The sequence below is a fragment of the Candidatus Benthicola sp. genome (assembly GCF_058719085.1).
Genome location: NZ_JBZQEK010000162.1, coordinates 1 through 6,828, shown reverse-complemented (window position 1 = coordinate 6,828; position 6,828 = coordinate 1). Strand labels below are relative to the sequence as shown.

The 6,828-nt window shown below is 69.2% G+C and carries 5 protein-coding genes; all 5 read right to left on the bottom strand.

Annotated elements, in window-relative coordinates:
- Window positions 1–534 (bottom strand): histidine kinase dimerization/phospho-acceptor domain-containing protein (locus tag AC36XV_RS12105; protein WP_492203942.1); only part of this gene is annotated, 534 nt, incomplete at its 3' end.
- A gap of 2 nt (window positions 535–536) precedes the next feature.
- Complete coding sequence (locus tag AC36XV_RS12100) at window positions 537–2,033, bottom strand: sigma-54-dependent transcriptional regulator (protein ID WP_492203941.1); 1,497 nt, start codon at window positions 2,031–2,033, stop codon at window positions 537–539.
- A 299-nt stretch (window positions 2,034–2,332) separates the two neighbouring features.
- The gene (locus AC36XV_RS12095; protein WP_492203940.1) at window positions 2,333–3,433 is read right to left on the bottom strand and encodes a UDP-N-acetylglucosamine 2-epimerase; all 1,101 of its coding nucleotides are present in this window, start codon (window positions 3,431–3,433) and stop codon (window positions 2,333–2,335) included.
- A 9-nt stretch (window positions 3,434–3,442) separates the two neighbouring features.
- On the bottom strand, window positions 3,443–5,275 hold the full coding sequence (glmS, locus tag AC36XV_RS12090; RefSeq protein WP_492203939.1) for a glutamine--fructose-6-phosphate transaminase (isomerizing): 1,833 nt from the start codon (window positions 5,273–5,275) through the stop codon (window positions 3,443–3,445).
- 287 nt (window positions 5,276–5,562) lie between these two features.
- Window positions 5,563–6,828 (bottom strand): SLC13 family permease (locus AC36XV_RS12085; protein ID WP_492203938.1); only part of this gene is annotated, 1,266 nt, incomplete at its 5' end.

Genomic DNA, 6,828 nt, shown 5'->3' with positions numbered 1-6,828 from the left:
GGTGAGCGGACCGCTCCGCTCGGTCCTCAGCGCGTCGGCGAGAAATAGGACCGAATTGAGGGGCGACCGGAGGTCGTGCGATACGTCCTGGACCATCCGGCGGTGGGCCTGTGACACCTTCCGGAGGCTCTCCGTGGCCGCCTCCAGCAGCGATCGGTCGATCGCTTCCCCGAGGGCGACCCGGGTCTCGTCGTCAAGCGGTTCGGCCGCCCCAGATTCGTGCAGGTAGCGGCGAAAGGCCTGCGCCACGGCCCATGCCTCTTCGAGCTGAAGCCCCGAGTGCCAGGCGGGGCGAGGGTCTTCTGCCGCCCCGGCGGGCATGACACGGACGGACCCTGGAGCCCCGAACAGCTGGAGAGCCAGCCCTTCCCCGGCTTCGCGGAACCGCTCCGGGAGGGCGCCGATCAGGTCGTCGAAGCGCCGGGTGCGGTCCGAATTCGGAGCCGCACCCGAACCGAGCCCGCCGGCGGGTTCGGAGGCGCGCCCTCCGGTTCGTGCCGGGGGGCCGTGTCGGGACGCGGCGTGATCGGACATGCTCAGGACGTGAAGGCTTCTCGGGCCAGGTTGTGCTTGTCCATCAGACGGTACAGCGTCGTACGGTCGATCCCCGCCTGGCGGGCGGACTCCGACATGTTTCCGCCGGTTCGGGCCACGAGGTTCGCCAGGTACTCCCGCTCGAACCGGTCGATCAGCATCTGCTTTGCGTCGTGGAACGGCATCCGGAGGTCGATGGCCGGACCCATACCCCCGTTCTGGCCGAGCTCCGGCGCCTGGTTGAGGATCGACAGGCGCTCGGCCGGAATCTCCTCGTCCGGGTCGGCGAGCACGACGAGATTCTCGATCACGTTCTGCAGCTCCCGGACGTTGCCGGGCCACGAGTAGTGAATGAGCGCCTCGAGCGTCTCGCTCGCCAGGCGGGGCGGCTCCTCGCCCGGCAGCTGGTGCCGGCGCCAGAAGTGATCCACGAAGTGACGGATGAGCACCGGGATGTCTTCCGGCCGCTCCCTGAGGGCCGGAAGGTGGATCGGCACCACTCGGAGGCGGTAGTAGAGGTCGTTCCGGAGGATGCCCTCCTTGAGCGCTTCCTCGGGCTCCCGGTTGGTGGCGGAGATGAAGCGGACATCCACCACCGCGTCGTCCTTTTCGCTTCCGACTCGCCGGAGCACTCCGTCCTGCAGCACCCGGAGCAGCTTCGCCTGGAGCGCGAGCGGCATCTCGGCAAGCTCGTCCAGGAAGAAGGAGCCCTGGTCCGCCACCTCGAGCAGACCCGCCTTGTCCCGAATCGCTCCGGTGAAGGCGCCGCGCTTGTGCCCGAACATCTCCGATTCCAGCAGCTCACCGGGAAGGGCGGCGCAGTTCACGGCCACGAAGGGCTTTCGAGACCGCCGGCTTTCCCGGTGGATGTACTGGGCGAACAGCTCCTTCCCGGTCCCGCTCTCTCCGGTGATGAATACGGAGGCGTCCGTGGGAGCCACCTTCAGGGCCTTGCTGACGGCTTCCCGCATCGACTCGGACACTCCGAGAATCCTCGTCCCGTGGTCGACCAGCAGACCCTCGCGCTGGGAGGGCTGCGACACCTTCTGAGAACGCATGAGCGTGAAGGCGGCACGGCCGATCAGCACCAGGAGCTGCGTCGCGGTGAACGGCTTCGGAAGGTAGTCCCACGCACCCGACTGGATCGCCCTCACGCCATCCTCGGTCGTGGCGTGGCCCGTCATCACCACGGCGAGGCCGTCGGGGTTTCGCTTCCGGACCTCGGCCAGGATGTCCAGGCCGTGTACCTGGGGCATGTTCTGGTCGATGAGGACGATGTCGTAGGTCTCGCTCTTCAGGCGGCGCAGGGCTTCCTCGCCCCGTCGCTCGACCTCGCAGCGATATCCCTCTCCGCCCAGCACGGTCTCGCAGCTCTCCAGGATGCTCGGCTCGTCATCCACGACGAGGATCCGAATGGCGGCCCGGTCCTCCGGCGCCACCAGGACGCGCTCCGCGTCCTCACCCACCATCGGCTCCTGGAGGTCGATGCTCTCGTCCATGAATCATTCTTCCAGTGATGTTTGGGCGTGGCTCGAACGTCTCGAGCCGATCCGCTTGTCGTGCCGGCGCGACGGCTGGCCGGCCCGTGAAGATCAAGATCCGGACCCCGGGGCCCGCCCGGAGGTTGATTCCGTGCCGATGATCCGAGGATGTGGCGAATTCGCGACACCTTCGGACTCCGAGGGGAGCGCGGTCCGGCCCGGTCTCGAGGCGCATTCGTCGCATTCCGCAACGGGAACGGCCAAATCACCGCACCGAAAACGATTCGTTCTGACGGGAAATGAGAGAGTGGGACGAATCAGACCGCCGGCTGGAGTCGGTCCGCCAGGGTCGCCGCGGCGATCCGGCGGGCAGCCCGCCCGTCCCAGCGCTCCGGCAGCGAAGGGGGCGCTCCCCGGGCGACCACGTCGATCACCACGTCGGGGAGGCGATCGATTCCTTCACGCTTCACGCGCACGCTCCGTCCGAGCGTGCCCTCGCGCCCGATCGCCAGGTCTCCGAGCCCCACGAACGGCACCCCGAGCACGGCCGCCGAATCCAGCACTTCGCAGACGTTCGAGATCACGGCTCCGGCGCCGTCGACCAGGGCGATCAGCTCCAGGTACCCGGGAGTCGGGACGGCGGTGACCGGACCGAGCAGCGGCTCGAGCCGCTGGCCGTGCACCGCGGCCGCCGCGAATGGATCGAGGGCGAGGATGACCGGACGGCCCGTCTCGAAGGCGACGCCGTCCAGGGCCGTGAGGAAGTCGTCGAGACCCGGAGAGCCGGGCAGCCCGTCGCTCGACCCCAGCAGCGCCACCAGGTACGAGCCGGGCTCCAGCCCCATCACGGAGGGCAGGTCGAGGGCGGCCGCCGGCTCCCGAAGCCGCTCCACTGCATCCGCCACCGTGCTCCCGACGAAGTGAATGCGGTCCGGCGCGATCCCCTCCGAGACCAGGTGCTCCCGGGTGCTCCGCTCGGCCACGAAGAGCGCATCCGCGAGTCGATCGGTGAGGAGGCGGTTGACCTCGGCCGGTGAGCTTCCGTTCAGCGAGCGCAGGCCCGCCTCGAGATGAGCCAGGGGAACGCCGTTCTTGCGGCCGACCAGGGCAGCCGCCAGCGAGGCGTCCACGTCGCCGACGGCGAAGATCCAGTCCGGCGTTTCCCTCTGCACGATGGCCTCGAGAGCGAGCACCGACCGTCCCGTCCGTGCAGCGGAACTGCCGCTGGACACGCCGAGCACGTGGTGTGGGGCCGGCAGCTCGAGCTCCTCGAGCAGTCGGTCGCGCGGAACCAGGTCGTCCCGGCGTCCGGCGTATACGAGGCGCTGGCTCTCGGCGCCTGCCGCCCGCAAAGCCCGGAAGACCGGCGAGACGCGGAGGAATCCGGAGTGCGAGCCGAGGACGTGAAGGACCTTCACTGCGGCCCCCTACTCCACCGTGACGCTCTTGGCGAGATTCCTCGGCTTGTCGACGTCGCAGCCGCGCATGACTCCGATGTGGTAGGCGAGGAGCTGCAGCGGGATGCTCGCGAGGATCGGCTGGAGGCTGTCCTCGGTGCCGGGGACGATCACCACCTCGTCCGCGAGCTCGGCCAGGCCGTTCGGCTCCGTAGTGACCGCGACCAGATATCCCCCGCGCGCCTTCACCTCACGCATGTTCGACAGCACCTTCGGGTACACGCTGTCGCGCGGAGCGACCACCACCACCGGCATGTTCTCGTCGATGAGGGCGATCGGACCGTGCTTCATCTCGGCGGCGGAGAAGCCCTCCGCGTGCACGTACGAGATTTCCTTGAGCTTGAGAGCACCCTCGAGGGACGTGGGGAAGCTGTATCCCCGACCCAGGTAGAGGAAGTTGTTGTGCCCGCGGTCGACGAGCCGGCGGGCCAGCGCCTCCACGTCGGGTGCCTGGTCGAGGACCTTCCGGACCCTCTCGGGGAGCGACTGGAGCTCCCGGAGGACGCGGGCGATGACCTCCTGTTCGAGTCCGCGCTGCCGCCCGAGGTACAGAGCGAACAGGCACATGGCGGCCACCTGGGAGGTGAAGGCCTTGGTCGAGGCGACGCCGATCTCGGGCCCGGCGTGCAGATAGATGCCCGCGTCGGTGGCCCGCGCGATCGAGCTTCCGACCACGTTGACGATCCCGAGGGTCGTGGCGCCCATTTCCTTCGCGAGGCCGAGGGCCGCCAGGGTGTCGGCCGTCTCGCCGGACTGCGACACGCCGACGACGACGGTCCCCGGTTCGAGGACCGGGTTCCGGTAGCGCCACTCCGAGGCGTACTCGACGTCCGCCTGCACGCGGGCGTATTCCTCGACCATGAACTTGCCGATCATGCTGGCATGCCACGACGTGCCGCAGGCGGTGAAGATGACCCGCCGGGCCTCGGACAGGGCCCCGGCCACCTCGGAGAGCCCTCCGAGCTTGACCGCCGGCGTCGAGCGCTGGATCCGGCCTCGGAGCGTGGCCTCGAGGCTCTTCGGCTGCTCGAAGATCTCCTTCAGCATGAAGTGAGCGTGGCCGCCGCGCTCGGCTGCCTCGAGGTCCCAGTCGAGCACCTCGACCGGCTTCACGATCCGCGACATGGCATCGAGCGACAGGATGTCGCACCCCGAAGCGTCGAGGATCGCCATCTCGCCGTCGTCCAGGTACACGACCCGCCGGGTGTACGGAAGCAGCGCCGCCGCGTCGGACGCCGCGAAGATGCGTCCTTCGCCCATACCGACGAGGAGGGGAGAGCCGTTCCTCGCGCACACGATGCGGCCCGGTTCGCGCGAGCTCATGACCGCGATCCCGTACGTCCCCTCGACCATGCTGAGCGCGCGGGCGACGCTGAGGTGAAGCGGCGGCAGCCAGTGCTCCTCGATCAGGTGCGCGAGGACTTCCGTGTCGGTCTCGGACGCGAAGACGTGGCCGCGCCGGATCAGCTCGGCTCTCAGCACGTCGGCGTTCTCGATGATCCCGTTGTGGCAGACGACGATCTCGCCGGAACAGTCACCGTGCGGATGCGCGTTGACGACCGTGGGCTCTCCGTGCGTGGCCCACCGCGTGTGCGCGATTCCCGACTCCCCGACCACCGGGTCCCGCTCGAGCAGGTCTCCGAGTGCCCGGAGCCTTCCGGCGGCCCGCCGGGTCTCGATCCCCACTCCGTTCTGCACGGCGAGCCCGGCGGAGTCGTACCCCCGGTACTCGAGTCGGGTGAGAGCCTCGAGGAGTATGGGGCTGGCCGGTTCGGCTCCTGCGAAGGCGACGATTCCGCACATGAAGAGGTCCTCTCGGTTCCGGATGCCCCCGGCGCGGATGCCGATCATCCCCCGGGGCGCGACGGACCCTCCGTCCGCCGCTCGGGGGGTACCCTTACAAGAGGCGCGCCAGCCCGACCCGGATCCCGGTCCGCCGTTCCTGCATTTCGTAAATCAATGCAAACATTGGGATTGGGTCGTATTCATCACCCGTGCCCGCCGGATCGGCGATGGACACGTGCACCCGGGTGTGGCGGAGGCACGACACTTCGGGACGCGTCGGATGAAGCTCGTGGATCCGGAAGCGGTCAGGGAGTGAGCGGCCAGAGGAGGGGAATCAGCGCCAGGCAGACGAGGGCGAGCAGGATCTGAAGCGGGACCCCGACCTTCGTGAAGTCGAGGAAGCGGTATCCACCCGGCCCGTACACGATGAGGTTCGTCTGGTAGATCGGGGTCGACATGGAGAGGGCGGCGCCGATGGTCACGCCGACCACGAACGGCCTCGGGTCGAGGCCGAGCTCCAGCGCGGCGGACACGGCGACCGGGAACATGATCGCCACCGCGGCCGCGTTCGCCACCAGCGCGTTCAGGATCAGCGCTCCCACGATCACCGCAGCGAGCACGCCAACCGGTCCGAACCGAACCCCCGCGCCGGCGACACCGTGCGCGAGCACCTCCGCCGCGCCGCTCGCATCGAGCGCCGCGGCGATCCCGAGGGCCGAGCCGATGGTGACGAGCACCGACCAGTCCACCGAGCGCTTCGCCTCCCCGAGGCTCAGGCATCCCGTCAGAACCATGGCGACCGCTGCCGCGATGGCGCTCACCACGATCGGGAGCACGTTCAGGGCCGCCAGGCTCACCATGGCGGTCAGGATCAACAGGGCGGATGCGGCCCGGTCGCGGCGCGGGGCCGCGCTGTCGCCCACCCGGCTCACCAGGTAGAAGTCGGGTGAGTCCCGGAACGTCCTCGAGAAGCCCTCCGCCGCCTCGATGAGCAGCGTGTCGCCGGGCCTCAGTACGATATCCCCGATCCGTCCCTCGATCCTCTCCCCGTGCCGGTGCACCGCGATCACGGCCGCGTTGTAGCGGCCCCGGAACGAGGCGTCCCGGATGTTGGAGCCCACGAGCGGCGAGCCGGGAGAGATCACCGCCTCGTGGAGCTCCCACCGGCCCGGATCCAGTCCGCCGCCGGAAGAGGTCGGAGCGAGACCATCGAACTTGCGCAGGTCCACGATGCTGTCCACCACCCCCGCGAACGTCAGCAGGTCGCCCGACAGGAGGCGCACGTCCGGACCGACGGGCGAGATGATCGTGCCTGCGCGCTCCACCCTCACCAGGAAGAGGCCCGGCAGGTGACGGAGCCCGGCCTCCACGATCGTGCGCCCGATCAGCGGAGAGGGATCGGACAGCCGCATCTCGACCAGGTACTGGCGCACCCCCTCCCCGACGGTCGGGATCGGGACCCGGTCGGACAGCAGTCGGGGCGCCACCTTCACCAGGTACACGATCCCCACGATGGCCATGGGAACGCCGAGGGCGGTGAGCTCGAAGAAGCCGTACCCGGGCATTCCCGC

Bases quoted from the DNA above. Each gene is read 5' to 3' on its own strand.
- AC36XV_RS12100 (WP_492203941.1), bottom strand. From the start codon at position 2,033: ATGGACGAGAGCATCGACCTCCAGGAGCCGATGGTGGGTGAGGACGCG.
- glmS (WP_492203939.1), bottom strand. From the start codon at position 5,275: ATGTGCGGAATCGTCGCCTTCGCAGGAGCCGAACCGGCCAGCCCCATA.